Origin of the sequence: Shewanella sp. BC20 (assembly GCF_003129585.1) — a bacterium.
Taxonomy (GTDB): Bacteria; Pseudomonadota; Gammaproteobacteria; order Enterobacterales; family Shewanellaceae; genus Shewanella; species Shewanella seohaensis.
Window position 1 is genome coordinate 1 of sequence record NZ_NHRI01000032.1, and the last position, 16853, is coordinate 16853.

At 49.1% G+C, this 16853-nt stretch carries 14 protein-coding genes; 4 read left to right on the plus strand and 10 right to left on the minus strand.

The window, feature by feature from the left end; translation table 11 throughout:
- Window positions 1–860, plus strand: an 860-nt coding sequence (locus CBX96_RS21110) for a transposase (RefSeq protein ID WP_109287968.1), incomplete at its 5' end; no start/stop codon positions are given.
- Window positions 861–1108: 248 nt separating this feature from the next.
- Here the strand turns inward: CBX96_RS21110 and CBX96_RS21720 are convergent.
- Window positions 1109–1243 carry a hypothetical protein gene (locus tag CBX96_RS21720; protein ID WP_258295089.1) on the minus strand — a complete coding sequence of 45 codons (135 nt, stop codon included), beginning with the start codon at window positions 1241–1243 and terminating at the stop codon, window positions 1109–1111.
- A gap of 278 nt (window positions 1244–1521) precedes the next feature.
- On the opposite strand from CBX96_RS21720, the gene CBX96_RS21515 reads away from it, so the two are divergent.
- Both CBX96_RS21515 and CBX96_RS21125 read left to right on the plus strand, forming a co-directional pair.
- A complete protein-coding gene (locus CBX96_RS21515; protein WP_146194351.1) occupies window positions 1522–2325 on the plus strand; it encodes a hypothetical protein in 804 nt (267 codons plus the stop codon).
- Window positions 2300–2707, plus strand: coding sequence for a hypothetical protein (locus CBX96_RS21125; RefSeq protein ID WP_146194352.1), 408 nt, complete (start codon window positions 2300–2302; stop codon window positions 2705–2707). The genes CBX96_RS21515 and CBX96_RS21125 overlap by 26 nt, the downstream gene beginning before the upstream one ends.
- Window positions 2708–3671: 964 nt before the next feature.
- On the opposite strand, the gene CBX96_RS21130 is transcribed toward CBX96_RS21125, so the two are convergent.
- The 9 genes from CBX96_RS21130 to CBX96_RS21170 form a co-directional block, all read right to left on the minus strand.
- Window positions 3672–4328: a 3-oxoacid CoA-transferase subunit B gene (locus CBX96_RS21130; protein WP_011623089.1), complete on the minus strand. Its 657-nt coding sequence runs from the start codon at window positions 4326–4328 to the stop codon at window positions 3672–3674.
- Between the two features lie 121 nt (window positions 4329–4449).
- Window positions 4450–5154, minus strand: coding sequence for a CoA transferase subunit A (locus CBX96_RS21135; protein WP_109287970.1), 705 nt, complete (start codon window positions 5152–5154; stop codon window positions 4450–4452).
- 67 nt (window positions 5155–5221) lie between these two features.
- Entirely contained in the window at window positions 5222–6154 is a 933-nt protein-coding gene (locus CBX96_RS21140; protein ID WP_109287971.1) for a hydroxymethylglutaryl-CoA lyase, read from the minus strand.
- The gene (locus CBX96_RS21145) at window positions 6155–8194 is read right to left on the minus strand and encodes an acetyl/propionyl/methylcrotonyl-CoA carboxylase subunit alpha (protein ID WP_109287972.1); all 2040 of its coding nucleotides are present in this window, start codon (window positions 8192–8194) and stop codon (window positions 6155–6157) included.
- Window positions 8194–9039, minus strand: a complete 846-nt coding sequence (locus tag CBX96_RS21150; protein WP_109287973.1) for an enoyl-CoA hydratase-related protein — start codon at window positions 9037–9039, stop codon at window positions 8194–8196. Before CBX96_RS21150 ends, CBX96_RS21145 begins: the two co-directional genes overlap by 1 nt.
- Before the next feature lie 59 nt (window positions 9040–9098).
- Complete coding sequence (locus CBX96_RS21155; RefSeq protein WP_109287974.1) at window positions 9099–10706, minus strand: carboxyl transferase domain-containing protein; 1608 nt, start codon at window positions 10704–10706, stop codon at window positions 9099–9101.
- Window positions 10707–10806: 100 nt separating this feature from the next.
- Window positions 10807–11976 carry an isovaleryl-CoA dehydrogenase gene (locus CBX96_RS21160; RefSeq protein WP_011716702.1) on the minus strand — a complete coding sequence of 390 codons (1170 nt, stop codon included), beginning with the start codon at window positions 11974–11976 and terminating at the stop codon, window positions 10807–10809.
- Window positions 11977–12129: 153 nt separating this feature from the next.
- Window positions 12130–12534, minus strand: a complete 405-nt coding sequence (locus CBX96_RS21165; RefSeq protein WP_011623082.1) for a MerR family DNA-binding transcriptional regulator — start codon at window positions 12532–12534, stop codon at window positions 12130–12132.
- A gap of 271 nt (window positions 12535–12805) precedes the next feature.
- Window positions 12806–14488, minus strand: a complete 1683-nt coding sequence (locus CBX96_RS21170; RefSeq protein ID WP_109287975.1) for a murein L,D-transpeptidase — start codon at window positions 14486–14488, stop codon at window positions 12806–12808.
- 225 nt (window positions 14489–14713) lie between these two features.
- Here CBX96_RS21170 and CBX96_RS21175 point away from each other — a divergent pair, with 225 nt between their 5' ends.
- On the plus strand, window positions 14714–16621 hold the full coding sequence (locus tag CBX96_RS21175; protein ID WP_109287976.1) for a propionyl-CoA synthetase: 1908 nt from the start codon (window positions 14714–14716) through the stop codon (window positions 16619–16621).
- The last annotated feature ends 232 nt before the right edge of the window (window positions 16622–16853 follow it).

Here is a 16853-nt window from a genome sequence, read left to right on the forward strand (position 1 = left end):
ATGACCATCGCCGCGCTTGGGTAGAATCGCTACTGTTTGAACTTGAAGCGGTTTTTGCTATTGATGTGGCAGCCTTTGCTGTGATGTCGAATCATCTGCATGTGGTGCTGCGAGTCGATATCGAGACGGCAAATCGTTGGACTGACCGCGAAGTGCTTGAGCAATGGCATAAGTTGTTTAAAGGCGATGAGTTAACGCACAAATTCGCTAAAGGTGAGTTAGTTGAAGCGCATGAGGTGAACAGATTAAAACATTCAATAGCCCTTTATCGCAGTCGTTTGTGTGATATTTCATGGTTTATGCGCTGTTTGAATGAACCAATAGCAAGGCAAGCAAATCAAGAAGATAACTGTACGGGGCATTTCTGGGAGGGGCGATTCAAATCGCAAGCCTTACTCGATGAAGCTGCGGTATTAGCCTGTATGGCTTATGTGGATTTGAATCCCATTAGAGCGCAACTCGCTGATACACCAGAACAATCCGACCATACCAGTATTCAATTACGCATTCGGGCGGCATTAAAAGGTGAGCAGCCGAGCAATCTCCTGCCTTTTATCGGTAACGAGTGCGACGACCAAGCCAATGGCATTGCGTTTTCATTAATTGATTATATTCAATTGGTAGATGATACAGGCCGAATTATTCGCAACGATAAACGTGGATTCATAAGTGAAAATAGCGCCAAGATACTGACAAAATTAAATATCCCCCATGAAAATTGGCTCAAGCTGACTACAGATTTTGGCAAGCTATTTCATGGCCCTGTAGGCACATTGCAAGAGCTGAGCGATTACTGCGAACACTTAGAAAAGCGACGACGACACTTCGCGGCAAGCTGTCAGCACTTTAACAGTAACTGATTACTGCTTATACCACTTCAAAAGCCCCCACCCAGAACACATCCCAAGCACTAAGGGATGACTTACCTCGTCTGAAATACTCCATTTTTTAAGGAATTAGCGTAATTTATTGCCTCAGATGCTGTCCCTGCGACTTTGATGGTTCTTGTGTAAACAATATTAACTTTCACAAGTTGTAGGTAAACGGAAAGTGCATTATGTTGTTGATCTAAAATGGGTGGCTGAATTTACGTTCATGTAGAAAGCGCTTATCCCTTACCGACCCGTCCATCGAAAGTTAAAAAGGTCAATTTTTGGGTAATTTGCCACAATCTTTTGAACAATAAGAAGTTGCCCAAGCCATCCTCTAAGTAATCCCAATGTTCGCTCAATTGATCGAACATTGCTGTAATCCATTGTATTTATAGCGCTCTTTAAAAGTCAGCTCGTTAATCAATTCCGATTAATTCATATGAACGGGCGGATTTATGACTATAATCTAGGGCGGTTTATGAGTGTGGACCCGTTCATCCAGAGTCCGACCTCGACCCAGAGCATCAATCCCTACAGCTACATCATGAACAACCCCATGTCGGGTATAGATCCGACGGGGTACTGTGCAGCAGCGACAGGTACTCACATTAAAAGCTGTGGTGATATGGCAGTTACCTCAAAGGTAACTATGAAAGATGGAAGTACTTCCAGTATTACAATAAAAGTTAAGGACGTTAACTTTAAAAATGGTGCGGAAGTTAATGGTGCATTTGCTAAGGGTGCAGCAGTAGCTGTTGGATATTCGTTAGCTAACGCCGGGAGTATCCAAGAAATAGCCAAAAAACCGGAAGTCACTGGAAGTGCTAAACCATCAGATACAAACCCGGCTCCCAGTACATCAATACAGCCAGCAACAGCTGATACGTTTAAACTTCCAAAGTCTCCGTCAGAGGCGCCAGATGAAGTCAACTTGTCTGAGTTAAACGGTCGCTTTCAAGGACTTTGGAATCAAAGTACACAAAATGGTAGTGCAATTGAGCATGGAGGCACGATTGTTGATCTTTATAAAGGTATAATGCTAGTTAATACAGGCGCAGGAACAGGTGGAACGTTTAATCCAAATCTTAAAGTTCGTGGAAGTATGAATATTCTCGGTACATTTCATACTCATCCATATTCTGAAGCGGAGGGAGGGTTAACAGGAATTTCTTTTAGTGGAGAAGATATCGCTTACCTTATAAATAATAAGCAAAATATTTCTATTGCTATGAGTGGTACATCTCAGTTCATGCTAATGCGTACAGGTTCGACACCTACCGAAGTCGACTATAATCGGCTTGGGCGTCTACAGAACATCCGTATTGCAGAGCTTGTTAATAATGGTTTAGATGATAGTCAGGCGAGCAGAATAGCGGCATCTGAAACAGCAAAGCAGTATGGCCTGGCTTACTACGAGGGGATGAGTGGTGTCTTTAAAAAAGTTAAAAATTAACGGCTATCTTTCAATTGCTTCATCAGCAACTTTACTGCTGTTTGCTGTTGGTTGTGCTGCGAGCGGAATTGCAAAGGACGATCTTATGGAATGTGCTTCCAGCAAAGAGTTCAATCAAGCTTTGTTATTACTAGATAGCTCAAGGAAAGCAATGATAGAGCTAAAGTACGAAGTGGCTTTAGAAATGGAAAACCGTGCCTTGAATTTGATTGGAGATTCTTATCAAGATCCTAGTGTTATGGATGACACGGGTATGAATATTGTTTTTGCGAATGCAGCAGAGCGTCGGGGAGAATATAAGAAAGCTGCAAGCTTGAAGCTAAGGGCTCTAGAAAGTAGACTTGAAACCTTGAAGACTAAATGTCAAAAAGATAAGTCATAATAACTTAGTCAATCAGCCCCATTTGCTTGGGGCTTTTTCTTATCTGCAATTGGGCAATTCGACCAGCAGCCTGGGCAGTGCTTGCCGGTAGAAGTGATCAGTGTCTGCCAGCAGGGCGGGCAGTTTGATGCAGCGCCGCCAACTAATTGGTGCTGCAAAATTGATCGCTTCTGCTGTCTATGGGTGATCACTTCTACTGTTTTGAGCTGCTCAGTCTGCTGCAAGTGTTGACAAAATGAGTTTTAGAAGAGCATTCGCTTTAGGATGGCTTGTTCATCGGTTTTAATACTAACGTTCAATAGTTGCCTTACAAATATTAATCCGAAACTGACGAGTTAGAGCAAAGGAGCTATCACTCTTTTGTCCCGAAGTGAGTTACAACGAGTACGATACTTTAATACTCAGTTGTAGCTTGGTTTGGAGTTGGTAGTAGCAACTAGTATGAATCTGTATTTTTGGCCACGTTTAATCTTAAACGGTTCGAGCAGTGTTAATTGACTGTTTAGTATGAAACTTTATTTCTCTCCAACATTAAGATATTTAGCTAATAACTTAAGCATCCTTACTATTTAGGCTGCGGCAAGTTTACCCCAACTGCGTACTAGGTGACTAACTGTGAAGTAAAACGGCTATACAAGTCACCCATGCACACGATGTGTAAAGCAGGGGGGAATACGCAGAACATTGCAGCAAACAGCGCTGATGCATTGGCGACCATCGAAAAAAGGGACTTTTTCGTTGAGCCCCCAAGGATGGGTTTACGGCGTGTCGCCAGAGCATAAGTGCTGTTGCACTCGTCAGGTTCAATGGATTAAGCAAAGTAATAAAAAGCCCAGAATCATCTTCTGGGCTTTTTAAAACTAAAAAAATCGGTTAACACTCAACACCTTTTAGGCTAAAGCTTCAATTTAACGTAAGTTTAAAGCCTTATTGCTATAGGTTATTTGCGCATTTTAAAGAACGCTTAAAACACCATCTCTGGTACATGGTCTGGCACGATTAATTTGCCAGCGGTTTTGCTGACAATTTCTTCAACGCTGACACCGGGGGCGCGCTCTAACAGATGGAAGGCGCCATCTTTAATCTCGATAAAGGCTAAATCGGTAACAACACGTTTGATGCAGCCATAGCCTGTGAGCGGTAATTCGCACACGGGTAACAGCTTAGAGTTGCCGTACTTATCGGCGTGCATCATAGTCACGATAATATTTTCCGCCCCTGCGACTAAATCCATTGCGCCGCCCATGCCCTTGATAAGCTTGCCTGGGATCATCCATGAGGCAATGGAACCATTCACATCGACCTCAAAGGCGCCGAGTACGGTTAAGTCCACATGGCCGCCACGGATCATGGCAAAGCTTTCGGCAGAGGAGAAAAACGAGGCCCCTTTTACCGCGGTAACGGTTTGTTTGCCGGCGTTGATTAAATCCGGATCTATGGTTTCTTCCGTCGGAAATTCACCCATGCCGAGCAGGCCGTTTTCCGATTGCAGCATCACTTCCATGCCAGCGGGAATGTAGTTGGCCACGAGCGTGGGAATGCCAATACCGAGGTTGACGTAGTAGCCGTCTTGTAATTCTTTGGCAACGCGCTGTGCCAGTTGTTCTCTTGATAATGCCATGATCTTTATCCTTCCTTTACCTAGAGTCGCTATTGGCCTCGATTTTTAGGCTTTACTTTGGGCTCTAGTTTGAGCCGAGACTCTGTCGCTTTCGCTTGCGTTGTTAATCGTTCAGCGTTGCTTATTTCGTCGCTTTTACCGTGCGCTGCTCGATACGTTTCTCGAACTTGCCTTGGATGACGCGATCAACATAAATGCCGGGTGTATGGATATGATCAGGATCGAGCTCGCCCGGCTCCACAATAAACTCGGCTTCCACTACCGTGATTTTGCCCGCAGTCGCCATCATAGGGTTAAAGTTAGCGGCGGTTTTGCGGAACACTAAGTTACCCATAGTATCGGCTTTCCAAGCGCGAACGAGGGCAAAATCGGCGGTCAGAGATTCTTCTAACACATAATGACGGCCTTTGATTTCACGGGTTTCTTTGCCTTCCGCCACGGGGGTACCGTAGCCTGTGGCGGTAAAAAATGCCGGAATGCCTGCGCCGCCCGCGCGGATTTTTTCCGCCAGCGTGCCCTGCGGCGTTAAAATCACATTGAGTTCGCCCGAGAGCATTTGCTGTTCGAAAGTGGCGTTCTCACCCACGTAGGAGGCGATCATGGTCGAAATCTGGCGATGTTTTAACAATAAGCCCAGACCGAAATCATCCACACCGGCATTATTCGAAATGGCGGTTAAGCCCTTAACGCCCATCTTAACCATTTGATTGATTAAGCCTTCAGGAATACCGCACAGGCCAAAACCGCCAACCATAATGGTCATATCATCGGATAAACCTGCTAACGCTTCTTCATAGCTGCTGACGACTTTATTGAGTCCTGCCATTTTGATGTCCTTTAAATTGTTATTCGTGTCCAATCATTTCTAGAACCTAGAACCTAGAACCTAGAACCTAGGCTTTGGCGCCCTGCAAGATTGCATTGGCAACTTTAGAGCCATTAAGACGATTTAATTGTTTGCTGATCCCAAAACCCGCTAATGCCAGTTTTTCTAAATCGATACCCGTCTTCAAACCGAGTCCGTGGAGCATATAGACCAAGTCTTCACTCGCCAGATTGCCCGACGCGCCTTTCGCATACGGGCAACCACCTAGACCCGCCACTGAGGCATCAAAGCTGCGCACACCTAAGTCGAGGCAGGCGGTAATATTGGCTAATGCTTGGCCATAGGTGTCGTGGAAGTGCAGGGCGAGCTTTTCAACCGGGACTCGCTCCATCACGGCTTGCAGCATTTTACGGGCTTTTAACGGCGTGCCTACACCGATAGTGTCGCCGAGCGAAATTTCGTAACAGCCCATTTTGTAAAGGATTTCAGACACTCTTGCCACTTCGCTCGCCGCGATTTCCCCTTCATAGGGGCAACCTAAAACGCAGGACACATAGCCACGCACTGGTATATTGGCGGCTTTTGCCATGTCCATCAACGGGATAAAGCGTTCAATCGACTCTTCAATCGAACAGTTGATATTGCGTTGGCTAAAGCTTTGTGACGCCGCACCAAAGATAGCGACTTCGGAAGCTTTTGCATCCAGCGCCAGCTCTAAGCCTTTGACATTAGGGGTGAGGGCGCTGTAAACCACGCCCGCTTGACGGCGAATTTGGCGCAATACTTCGCCGCTATCGGCCATTTGTGGCACCCATTTGGGTGACACAAAGCTGCCAGCTTCAATTCGCTTCACGCCCGCATCGGCGAGGGATTCAATCAAGGCGACTTTGGCCTGTGTCGGGACGGCGGCTTCATTCTGCAAGCCATCACGTGGCCCCATCTCGAATAAGCTAACCCTATCCGAGCAGGCGCTTAAGTTCGTAAGATCCAGCGCAGACATTTAGGCTTCCTCGCTCTGGGCTTTTGGCTCAACATGGAGCAGCACAGCGCCATCGCTCACTAACTCGCCCGCCTTGAAGTAGAACTCGGTAACAATACCGTCGAAGGGCGCTTCGATGGTGTATTCCATCTTCATCGCTTCCATCACCAGTAGCCCTTGTCCCGCCTTCACCTCAGCACCGACTTCCACTAAGTGGGTCACGACTGTGCCGTTCATCGGGGCCTTGAGTTTATCTTCATTGCTGGACTCGGCCTCAACCACTTGGGTTTTTACCGCCCTGAAGTGATAACTACCTGAGGGTAAAAACAGCGTAAAATCATCGCCCTGAGCGCTGACAGGCACTTTACTCTTATGGCCGTTGATTTCGGCTAACAGTAAATCCTGCTTAAGCTCACCACTCAGGGACTTGCTCACTTGGCCCTCTGCTGCGGGTTGGGATAACTGGTAGTGATCGCCAAAGTCTAATAACACCAATTGTTGTAACTCGTGGGCATCGTCGAGCAGGGCAATAGTATGCTGGCTAACGCTGTTGAGTCTAAAGCCACTGACTTGGCCCCAAGGCGAGTAAGGATCGGCGCTATTAATGGCCTGTGCCTTGGCGGCTTCTTTACGGGCAAGTACTTGATACAGCGCGGCAAAGGCGATAGCCGTATCGGTTTCGCTCGAAGCACTGCCAATCAGCGCATCGCCGTAACGGTTGATAAAGTCGGTACTAAAATCCGCCTTGGCAAAGGCAGGATGCTCGGCAATATTCGCCAAAAATTCAATATTGTGCTTAAGCCCGCTGATTTGGTAGGACTCGAGTGCATGCACTAGGCGCTGTAGCGCACGCGGACGCGACTCATCCCACACGATGAGCTTGGCTATCATAGGATCGTAGAAGTTACTGATCACATCGTTTTCACGGATGCCGGAATCGATACGCACGTATTTGCTTTGCTCGGGCTCGCGCAGGAAATTGAGCTTACCGCTGGCGGGTAAAAACGCATTTTGCGGATCCTCGGCGTAAATACGCACCTCAAAGGCGTGTCCATGGATACGCACTTCGTCCTGTTTCAGCGGTAACGGCTGACCACTGGCGACCATTAACTGCCATTTGACTAAGTCTTGGCCCGTCACCATTTCGGTCACTGGATGCTCTACCTGCAGACGAGTATTCATCTCCATAAAGTAGAAGCTATTGTCGGTATCTAACAGGAATTCAACGGTTCCCGCGCCGACATAATCGATGGCCTTGGCGGCAGCAACGGCGGCTTCACCCATTTGGGCGCGCAGTTCATCACTTAAACCTGGGGCAGGGGCTTCTTCGACCACTTTTTGATGGCGGCGCTGAATCGAGCAGTCGCGATCCGATAGGTAAATCGCATTGCCAAAGGTATCGGCAAACACTTGCACTTCGACATGGCGGGGCTGGCGTAAATAACGCTCCATCAATAACTTATCGTTGCCAAAAGACGAGGCCGCTTCACGGCGCGCCGAGTTGATGGCGTCCATGATTTCGCCTTCATGCTCAACGATACGCATACCTTTACCACCGCCACCGTAGGCGGCTTTAATCAGCATCGGGAAGCCGATTTTTAAGGCTTCGGCCTTGAGGGTAGCATCGGTTTGATCGTCGCCATGGTAACCCGGCACTAAAGGCACTTGCGCCGCCGTCATAATGGCTTTGGCCGCGCTCTTGCTGCCCATGGCATCGATGGCATCGCTGCCTGGGCCAACAAATACGATTCCGGCCGCCTCACACTTGCGGGCAAAGTCGGCGTTTTCCGATAAAAAACCATAACCTGGGTGAATGGCTTGAGCCTGAGCTTTTTTGGCGATTTCAATAATCAAGTCGCCCTTGAGGTAAGAATCCGCCGGGGCGCTGCCACCTAGGTAAAACGATTCGTCAGCCATGGCAACATGGCGTGCATTTTTATCGGCATCGGAATATAAGGCTACGGTGCGAACGCCCATGGCCTGCGCGGTTTTGATAATACGGCAGGCAATTTCACCACGGTTAGCAATTAAAAGCTTAGTGAACATGCTGTTAGTCAACATCAAAGAACTCCTTGAGTATCTGTTGGCGTGTGCCAGTTCGGCTGACGTTTCTCAAAAAAGGCGTTTAAACCTTCTTGGCCTTCATCAGATACCCGAATGCGGGCGATGCGCTCGCTGGTGTAATCAATCGTATCTTGGTCTATCACGCCGTCTTCGAGGCGGGCGAGTAGGGTCTTTACCCATGCCATTCCCTGCGGACTGTTGGCGAGCAGCGCGGTGATAATCGGTTGGGCTGCGGCCGCTAAATCATCGTTTATCTCATGGATAACATTGAGTTTGAGCGCCGTTTGCGCATCAAAACGCTCCGCGGTCAGCATAAAGCGGCGTGAGGTGCGATTGCCCATGGCGCGGGCAACGTAGGGGCTAATCACCGCAGGGATAAGCCCTAGTTTGACTTCGCTTAAGCAGAAGCTTGCGCGCTCAGTGGCGATGGCAATATCACTGGCGCAGATTAACCCAAGCGCGCCGCCAAAGGCTGCCCCTTGGACTAAGGCGATAGTGGGTTTTGGAAAGGTATCTAAATCCTGCATCAGCTTAGCCAGCGCCTTGGCGTCATTCAGGTTTTGATCAAAATCCATCTTGGCTTGTTTGCGCATCCAGTTTAAGTCGGCGCCTGCGCTGAAGTTTTTGCCATTGGCTTTCAATACCAAGAGTTTGCAGTCTTTGTGCTCGGCAAAATAACCGAGGACAGCGATCATTTCGCTGATCATCACCTCATCGAAGGCGTTGTGCACTTCTGCTCGGTTAAGGATTAACTCGCCTACGCCGTTAGTCAGCGCGTAGCTTACATGTTGCAAATTAGCTAAGGATTGAGTGCTAGTGTTCTGGTGTTGTGTGTCAGTCATTATTATTCCCGTCATAGTAATTCCCTCTATGAGTGATACGTAAGGCATCGCAAGCTGCGTTACATACGGAAGACGCCGAAGCGGGTGTCTTCGATAGGGGCATTTAATGCGGCTGACAGGGCAAGGCCCACCACATCACGGGTTTGCGCCGGGTCGATAATGCCGTCATCCCACAGGCGGGCGCTGGCATGGTAGGGATGACCCTCTTTATCGTATTGGGCAATAATCGGTGCTTTAAAGGCTTTTTCATCCTCAGCAGACCATTCTTCACCTTTACGGGCTAAACCGTCGCGGCGCACTGTCGCTAATACGCCAGCGGCTTGTTCGCCACCCATCACAGAGATGCGCGCATTGGGCCACATCCACATCATGGTCGGCTCGAACGCGCGGCCGCACATACCGTAGTTACCCGCACCGTAGCTGCCACCAATAATCACAGTGAATTTAGGTACATTGGCGCAGGAGACTGCGGTCACCATCTTGGCGCCGTGCTTTGCGATACCTTCGTGTTCGTACTTTTTACCCACCATAAAGCCGGTGATGTTTTGCAGGAACAGCAGCGGGATCTTGCGCTGGCAGCACAGCTCGATAAAGTGCGCGCCTTTTTGGGCAGATTCTGAGAATAAAATGCCGTTGTTAGCCACAATCCCCACGGGATAGCCGTGAATACGGGCAAAACCACAGACCAAAGTCGCGCCATAGTTAGCCTTAAACTCATCGAAATCGGAGTCGTCGACGATGCGGGCGATCACTTCTTTCACATCGAAGGGCTTTTTCAGATCGGTGCCGACGATGCCGTAGAGTTCGCTGATATCAAACTTAGGTGGCTTAACCGGGCTTAGCAGACTGTTGATTTGTTTTTGATGATTCAGACGCAGCACTGCGCGGCGGGCAAGCTCTAATGCATGCTCATCGTTTTGGGCTAAGTGATCCGCCACACCTGAAATTTTAGTGTGTACGTCGGCGCCGCCAAGTTCTTCGGCGCTGACTTCTTCACCGGTCGCGGCTTTAACTAACGGCGGCCCAGCTAAGAAGATAGTGCCTTGTTCTTTAACGATAATCGATTCATCGGCCATAGCAGGCACATAGGCGCCGCCCGCGGTACACAGACCCATCACCACCGCAATTTGTGGAATGCCCTTGGCGGACATTTGCGCTTGGTTGTAGAAAATTCGGCCGAAATGGTCGCGATCGGGAAAGACTTCATCCTGACGGGGCAAGTTAGCGCCACCCGAGTCGACTAAATAGATACAAGGCAGATGACAGCGGCTGGCAATCTCCTGTGCCCTTAAGTGTTTTTTGACCGTGATAGGGTAGTAAGTGCCGCCTTTGACCGTGGCATCGTTGGCGATAATCATGCACTCTACGCCGCTCACTCGGCCGATACCGGCGATAATCCCTGCGGCGGGCACTTCTTCGTCATAGACTTCAAATGCCGCAAATTGCGACAATTCTAAAAAGGGCGAACCTGCGTCGAGGAGTTTCTCAACCCGCTGACGAGGAAGGAGTTTACCGCGGGCCAAATGGCGCTCTAGGGCAACGGGGCCGCCACCGAGTTCAATTTTGGCGAGTTTGGTTTTCAGATCGGCCACGAGGGCGGCCATATCATCGGATTTGGCTTTAAATTCATCGCTACGGGCGTTGATACGACTGCTTAATTGCGTCACTTTGATTGTCCTTATAAAGCGGTAACTCAGTATCAGTTGGCTCGGTGGGCGAGGGGCATGAAAGGCTAACGCTCGTCATGCGCCGCTCGCCCTTGGCTGCTTATTTCGATTCGTTAAAGAGCTCGCGGCCAATCAGCATACGGCGAATTTCTGAGGTGCCGGCGCCAATCTCATAGAGTTTGGCATCGCGCAGTAAGCGGCCAGTGGCATACTCGTTGACGTATCCGTTACCGCCGAGCAATTGAATGGCATCCAGTGCCATTTTGGTCGCCAGCTCCGCGCTGTAAAGAATGGCGCCCGCGGCGTCTTTGCGGGTGGTTTCACCGCGATCGCAGGATTTCGCCACACTATACACATAGGCTTTGGCGGCGTTCATGCCGGTGTACATATCGGCTAATTTGCCTTGTACTAATTGGAATTCACCGATGGATTTGCCAAATTGCTCACGCTCGTGGATATAAGGCACGACGATGTCCATACAGGCGTTCATGATCCCCAGCGGGCCGCCTGAGAGCACGACGCGTTCGTAATCTAAACCGCTCATCAGCACTTTGACGCCATTGTTGAGGCCGCCGAGAATGTTTTCCTCTGGCACTTCGACATCTTCAAACACCAGTTCACAGGTGTTTGAACCGCGCATCCCCAGTTTGTCGAGTTTTTGCGCTTGGCTGAAACCTTTAAAACCACGCTCAACGATAAAGGCCGTGATGCCGTGTGCGCCTTTGGTTAAGTCGGTTTTGGCATAAATGACATAGGTATTGGCATCGGGACCGTTGGTGATCCACATTTTGTTGCCATTGAGGATGTAGCGGTCGCCTTCTTTACGGGCGTGCAGCTTCATCGAAACCACATCTGACCCAGCATTGGGCTCACTCATTGCCAGAGCGCCGATATGCTCACCGCTGACCAGCTTGGGTAAATACTTGGCTTTTTGCTCAGCATTACCGTTGCGGTTAATTTGGTTTACGCACAGGTTGGAGTGGGCGCCGTAACTTAACCCGATAGAGGCCGAGGCGCGGGAAATCTCTTCCATGGCGACCACGTGGGCAAGATAACCCATGTTTGCGCCGCCGTATTCCTCAGGCACAGTAACACCTAAGAGCCCCATTCCACCGAGCACGGGCCAAATTTCGTTAGGGAAGGCGTTGTCGTGGTCGACTTTAGCGGCAATGGGGGCGATTTCGTGTTTAGCGAAATCTTGCACCGCATCGCGCAGCATATCGACTTCTTCGCCTAGGCCAAAATTGAGACTGGTGTAGAGTGAGTTCATTGCTTGTGTCCTATCTTAGGTTCTAATTTATATTTTTATGATTATTAGGTGCTTGAGTCTTTAAAACCGTCTTACAGTGCGTGATTTATCCCTGTCACGCGGTCGTACCAACTGAGGTGTTGATTAATGCTATGCTCGCAAGCCTCGAAGGAATTAGGCCTTGGCCTTGCTTTCTTCTAGGGCGAGGCGGCATTGCTGCTCGGCCGAATTCAGCTCCATCAGTACCACTTTAATGTCGTCCATTTGCTGCTGCAGTGCAGATTTTTTCTCTTCCACTAGGGCAAGCATGGTATTGAGCTGGGTGGTGCTGCTCTTATCGGCATCGTAGAGTTCGAACAGGCGACGGGTTTCTGCGAGGGAGAACCCAAGGCGCTTGCCGCGTAGGATAAGTTTGAGTCGAACCCTGTCTTTAAGACTGTAAATGCGGGTTTGACCGCGACGTTTTGGCTTAAGTAAGCCTTGGTCTTCGTAAAAACGAATGCTTCGGGTCGTGATATCAAACTCTTTAGAGAGATCACTGATCGAATAAGTCGTTTGTGGCGTGTTAGTTGCGCTCATTCAGGCACCTTAGTTAATCATTTTTATGCAAGATATATGAAGTTTACGTAAAGGTAAAGATTGCGGCGTGGTTAGTCTGATTTTTTTGTCAATTCTTGTTGCCACTCGCTCTAGCGGCTTAAGTTCAAACTATTGATATTAATGATGTAAGCGCGAGACATAAAGGCTCTGGTGAAGCGGGGAAGTGCCGCGCTGCCCTCGTCTTACTATTGGGCAACGCAGCGCTGTGGATTGAGCAAACAACTTGTATAAAATGCCGCGATTATCGGACTTACTCCATAGTGTTGAGTAAACCATCATCGGCTAACACACCCTCATAGGTTGGGCGATTTAACGCCTCGATAAGTACCGGATCCCGTTTGTATATGTCATTGTAAAACTTGATTTTCCCGTCCTTTAAGGTGACGGTCCAATACATGATCAAAATGTCTAAGGGTTCATCCAAGAACAGATTTTCCGTTTTTCCCTCACTCAATTTGCTACTGAGCGTGTTACTTGACCAATTGGCATTGGCACTTAGCAATTTATCCGCCAGCACGAGTGGATCTTTGACTCGAATACAGCCATGACTGAAGGCTCTATCCGTTTGTTCAAACAGACTTTTAGCTGGCGTATCGTGCAGATAAATCGAGTATTGGTTAGGGAAGATAAACTTAACTAAACCCAGTGAGTTATCTTCACCTGGGTCTTGTACAAACCAGTAGGGGAAGTTTTTGCGCGTCATGCTATGCCAATCGATACCGCTTGCATCCACGGGCGTGCCCGAGCCTTCGACCACTTTAAAGTGTTTCTTCTGTAAATAATCGGGATCTTTACGTAAGTGATTGATGATCTCAGTGGAAATGCTGCGGGGCACAGTCCAAGTTGGATTAACGACCACGTATTTTAGCTTGGATTTAAACAGCGGCGTTTTAGCGTTAATTTTGCCGATGATAATGTCGGTTCGCCAGCTTAAGCTGTTGTCTTTAAAGAGTAACAGCTCGTAACCTGCTAAGTTAACGATCAGGTAATTGGCGGGTAAGTTTGCCGATAACCAGCGCGCACGCTCGAGGTTAATACGGATCTGATCGACCCGTTGCGAGTAGGGCACATTGAGCGCCGCCATAGTGCCCGCACCTATCACGCCATCGGCTTTGAGGCTATGGTCGGTTTGGAATTGACGCACCGCGGCTTCAAGTGTGCTGTCGTACGTTAAGGGCTGGTTCACGGCGGCGCTATTGTCCGCTGGTGCGCTTACAGTTAAGTAACCTAACTCTGTTAGTCGTGTGGCAATGCCTTGTACCGAGGGGGAAGTACTACCCGGTTTGATGACTTCCGTATAGGCAATGGAGCTAAAAGGATAACGCGCCGCTAAGTCTTTGTACTGGGCAAGATACTGTTTAAGCTGGTGATAGGGCGCAATCTTAGGCGCTAAGCCTGCAATCGCATCAGCCACAGTGTGCGCTTTAATGTGTTCTTCGAGCTGCTTTAATGTGGTGTCGAAATCGAGATGGGTTTCATCATAATTCCAGGTTTTGCCGAGCATACTGGGGTTCACTTTGCCATTCAGTAAATGAATGGCGTAGGTGATGATCCCATCGCTTAGCAGCACTTCAAATATGTTACTGCGGTATTCATCCTGCCAACTCGAGGCACTGAGCTGTTGGTAAAGTTCGACTAGCTTGGAGTAGTGATAATCTTCCTTCGATAACCCTTCATCATCGGCACTTTTTATCACATCGAGCATAGTGCCCGCGTAGTCTCTGTCTTGCCAGAGCGGCTGGTATTGACGCACTTGGTAGACCCGCGACAGCAACTTGGCACTAATGACCTGAGTGTTGTCGACTTTGGCTCGCTCACCGATAGATAAGGGTTCGAGTATGGTCTCTAGCTGGTGGGTTGATGCAAAGCTGCTCGCGCTAACGAGACTAAGGATCAGGAGTAAGGCAGGTTTGAATTGTTTGAAGCGCATCATAATGAGTATTTCTTTCCATGAAAAAAACCATTAAGACATGAGACTATGTTGAATCATTTCGTACAGCAAGCGAGATGTACAATTATCCAACATGTTTAACAATTTTAGCGGTTATATCCCTTAGTCTAATGGGGGAATAGCGCTGGGCAGGTCATAATCCCTGAGGGAAGGAAGGGGAGAGTTTCATCTGTGGTGACATGGGTGAGTGTCATGATGGGAGGCCTTATGACAGATGTTGGACAACAATTACATCAGACATCTATTGCGAATAAACAGGCATTTTGGCAACAAGCCGCCAAGGCCTTAGACTGGGTGACGCCGAGCAAACAAATATTAGATGAAAGCGAGGCACCGTTTTATCACTGGTTCAGCGATGGCGAGTTAAACACTTGCTACAACGCGGTGGACAGGCATGTGTTAGCGGGGCGTGGTGAGCAAATTGCCATTCATTACGTGAGCCCGGTGACGGAAACCGAATACAGCATTACTTACCGTGAGTTGCAGGCCCAAGTGGCAAGGCTTGCGGGCTATTTGCAAAGTGTTGGCGTGACTAAGGGAGACCGTGTGGTCATCTACATGCCCATGGTGCCCGAGACCGCCTATGCCATGCTTGCCTGCGCGCGCATTGGCGCTATTCATTCGGTGGTCTTCGGCGGCTTTGCGGCCAATGAGCTGGCGACTCGGATCAATGATGCCAAACCGAAGTTGGTAATGTCTGCCTCCTGCGGGATTGAGCCTTCAGGCGTGGTGCCTTATAAACCCTTACTGGACAAAGCATTAAATGAAGCGGTGCACAAGGTTGAGCACTGCTTGATTTTAAATCGCCCCCAATATGAGGCGCAGATGCAAGCGGGGCGCGATAAGGACTGGCAAACCGCCTTATGTACTAGCAATAGTGCCGATTGTGTGACGGTAAAAGCCACCGATCCCCTGTATGTGCTTTATACCTCAGGAACCACGGGTCAACCCAAAGGTGTGGTGCGGGACAATGGCGGCCATGCGGTGGCATTGGCTTGGTCCATGGCCAATATTTATGATATTGCCCAAGGGGATGTGTTTTGGGCAGCATCGGATGTGGGCTGGGTTGTGGGACACTCCTATATCGTCTATGGTCCGCTGCTTGTCGGGGCGACAACCTTGTTATACGAAGGAAAACCCGTAGGTACGCCGGATCCCGGCGCCTTTTGGCGCACGATTGCTAAGTATCGAGTCAAAAGCTTTTTTACCGCGCCCACGGCGATCCGCGCCATTAAGCGCGAAGATCCCGACGGCGAATTTATCCAAGGTGTTGATTTAAGCTGCTTGAAGAATGTCTTTTTGGCAGGGGAGCGCTGCGATCCCGATACTTTACATTGGGCCGAAGCCAAACTGCATAAACCGGTTATCGACCATTGGTGGCAAACTGAAACCGGCTGGCCAGTGGCGGCAAACCTGATGGGCGTGGCACCGATTGCCGTTAAAGCGGGATCGCCTGGCAGACCCGTCCCAGGGTATGAGGTCGATGTGGTCGATGAGATGGGCGCCAAAGTGGCGGCGAATGTCTCTGGTAATGTGGTCATCAAATTGCCGCTGCCACCGGGCACACTCACTACGCTCTGGCAAAATAATAAACGCTATCAAGACAGTTACTTATCTATGTACCCAGGTTATTACCTCACTGGGGATGCGGGTTACATGGATGAAGATGGCTATCTGTATATCATGAGCCGTATCGATGACATTATTAACGTCGCTGGCCATCGACTCTCCACCGGGCGGTTTGAAGAGGTGTTGTGCCAGCATCCCGATGTGGCCGAAGCGGCCGTGATTGGCGTCGACGATAAACTCAAAGGCCAAGTGCCCTTGGGCTTAGTGGTGCTGAAAAAGGGCGTGACCATTACGGAGGAGGAGCTACATAAACAGTTAATTGCTCTCGTTCGCCAAGAAATTGGTCCCGTCGCGTCCTTTAGGTTGGTGAGTGCGATTCAAAAGCTGCCGAAAACCCGCTCGGGCAAAATCCTGCGCGGCACTATGCGTAAAATTGCCGATAATCAGCAATATACGGCGCCAGCGACCATTGAAGATCCGCAGACCCTCGATTTAGTCCGCACGACCTTAACCCGCATGGGTTATGCCGATGCTCTCGTGGGGTAATCTGACTAGGTAGTCGTGAGCGTCCTTGAATACGGGCCGTAAAGCCAAGATAAAGCGATAGTCTGATGAGATAGTTTGATGAGAGAGTCCCATCAGACTATCGCTTTTATTGTCATCCCAAAACCACCGCCTCTGGCGGTGGTGATTGTCCCTTAAGGCTATAGCCTGAATAACGCCCATGTTAAAAGAGACCTTCTTATTCACCACAAGTAAGAGGAAACGAGAAACATGG